The sequence below is a fragment of the Leptolyngbya sp. CCY15150 genome (genome assembly GCF_016888135.1).
Classification (GTDB): Bacteria; Cyanobacteriota; Cyanobacteriia; order RECH01; family RECH01; genus RECH01.
Genome location: NZ_JACSWB010000253.1, coordinates 1 through 2,488 on the forward strand (window position 1 = coordinate 1; position 2,488 = coordinate 2,488).

The 2,488-nt window shown below is 57.6% G+C and carries 1 protein-coding gene; it reads right to left on the reverse strand.

Features of this window, described 5'->3' with window-relative positions; all coding sequences use genetic code 11:
- A partial coding sequence (locus JUJ53_RS19515) for a Calx-beta domain-containing protein (protein WP_275415810.1) occupies window positions 1–2,488 on the reverse strand: 2,488 nt, incomplete at both ends.

Here is a 2,488-nt window from a genome sequence, read left to right on the forward strand (position 1 = left end):
AAATTGGCCGTACCGCGATCGCCCGCGATGCCATTACGGTCGAAATTGGTGAAGGAGAGCCGCACCTCTTCGTCATCTTCCACCAGGTCATCCGCCAGGATGGTAATCGGCACCGCCTGGATCGTCTCACCGGCGCTAAACTGCACCTGCACAGGGCCTGCCCCAAAGTCATCGCCTGCTGTAGCAGAGGTACCTCTCAGCCGCACATCGACCCGCGAACTGATGGCCGTATTGCCGGAGCGCGTTACCTGCACAATTTCTACAATGCGGCGGCGATCGCCCTCCCGCACTCGATAGCTCTGAGATGAGAAGTTGTAGATAGGCACCCGACCCGGCGGTGGTTCAACCGGAGGAGGATTATCGAGAATGGTGAAGGTGGCCGTATTTTGATCGCCCGCGATGCCATTGCGGTTGAAATTGGTGAAGGAGAGCCGCATCTCTTCATCATCTTCCACCAGGTCATCGGCCAGGATGGTAATCGGCACCAACTGCACCGTCTCACCAGCGCTAAACTGCACCCGCACGGGCCCAGACAAGAAGTCATTGCCCGCCGTTGCCGATGTTCCCGTCAGCCGCACATCAACCCGCGAATCGACCGTAATGTCTCCCGAACGCGTTACCTGCACCGTTTCGACAATGCGGCGATCGCGCCTCGGCTCGCGGGCACTGTACGAGGCTCGATTGAACTCATAGATCTGGGGTTCTGGGTCATCGTTCAGGATCGTGAACGTCGTGGTGGGGCGGGTGGTGCCAATGCGTCCGCTATTGCCCGGGGTGCCAAAGGAAAGATTGATCACCTCATCGGGTTCAAAGTCGGTGTCGCCTAATATTTCAAGGGAAACAGATGCCGTGGTTTGTCGGGGGGCAAAGGTCACGGTGATTGGCCCGGGCGTGAAGTCTACCCTAGGCGTGGCAGGAGGGTTGCCTGCCGCCAACAACACCGTTACCGTACTGGCCTGGTTAATATCGCCCGATCGCACCACCTGTACCTGATCCACGATCGCTCTTCTGTCTCCTTCCCGCAGGCGATAGGCAGCCCGTTCAAAGTTGTAGGTCGTGGGCTGATCATCATTCAAGATCGTGCCCGTACCCACAACCGCATTCCCAGCCGCCATGCCGTCGAAACCAGATAGCGCTACGGTGAGAGTCTCGTCGTCTTCAAACGACGTATCACCGACCACTTGCACCGTCAGGGTTTGCTCGGTTTGCCCTGGCGTAAAGACCAAGGTGCCCGTATCGGCAAGGTAGTCATTATTGGCAGCGGTGGCCGTGCCATCATTCACCTGGTAGTCCACCTGAGCGGTGTCCGCATTCACCCCTGACAGCGACACGGTGAAGATCAAATCACTGGTACCCGCATCTCCCTCAATGACACTGGCATCGTTGATCACCACCGTAGGAAGGTCATCGTCGTCTTGAATGCCGCCCGTGGCCTGACGAGCGCTGGAGCTCAGAATGCCGCCCGTGGGATTATTCAGCCGCACATCAAAGGTTTCAAGGCCGCCACCCTCAAAGGTGGTGTCGCCATTCACCGTAATGTTCACCACCTGAGTCGTTTGCCCAGCGGCAAAGGTCACGAAGCCGGAGGCCGCCGTATAGTCATTGCCGCCCACGCCAGGAGCTGTTGTTGCCGTGCCATTTGTTGTTTGATAGGCCACGATCACCGGCGCAGAGCTGGGTCGAGACAACTGCACCGTGAATGGTGCCAGAGTCGTCCCCGCATCCCCTTCATCCACCGTCACCCCAAAGATTGAGATCACCGGCTGGAGATCATCATTTTCGATGGTGCCAATGCTCTGGGCGTTACTCAGACCAGCATTGCTGGGATTGCTGAGGTTGACCACATAGGTTTCAGCCGGCTCAAAGGTATCATCTCCAACCACCGTGACATTGATGGTGGCTACGGTTTGCCCTGGAGCAAAGGTCAGTTGTCCAAAGGTGGCGAGATAGTCATTGTTGGCCACGCTGGCCGTGCCGTTGGCCGTAGCAAAGCCAACGGTTACCGTTTGGGCGCTTGGATCTGACAAGAGTACCGTGTGGGTGGCGATCGCTGTTTCGCCCAACGCTCCTTCTTGCACCGCCGTATTCAAGATGGTGATCTGCGGGAGTTGGTCATTATCACCAATGGTGCCAATGCCTGAGACATTGCTAGGCGTGGCCCCACCCGTATCGGTGAGGTTGACGTTAAAGGTTTCCGTCCCCTCGCTGATATCGTCGCCATTCACCGTAATGGTAATCAGCTTCAGGGTCTCGCCTGCCGCGAAATTCAGCACCCCGTCCACCACGGGGATATAGTCACCGTTGCCAGCCGCCACAGCTCCTCCCGACGTGGCCGTATTATCAGCGGTGCTGTAGGTCACCGCGATCGCTTCTTGGCTGGGATTACTCAGACTAACGGTGAACACCGCCGTGCCGGTATCACCGAGATCGCCCTCCAGCACCGAAGCATTGGAAATAGCGATCGCCGGTGGATTGTCATCATTGCCAA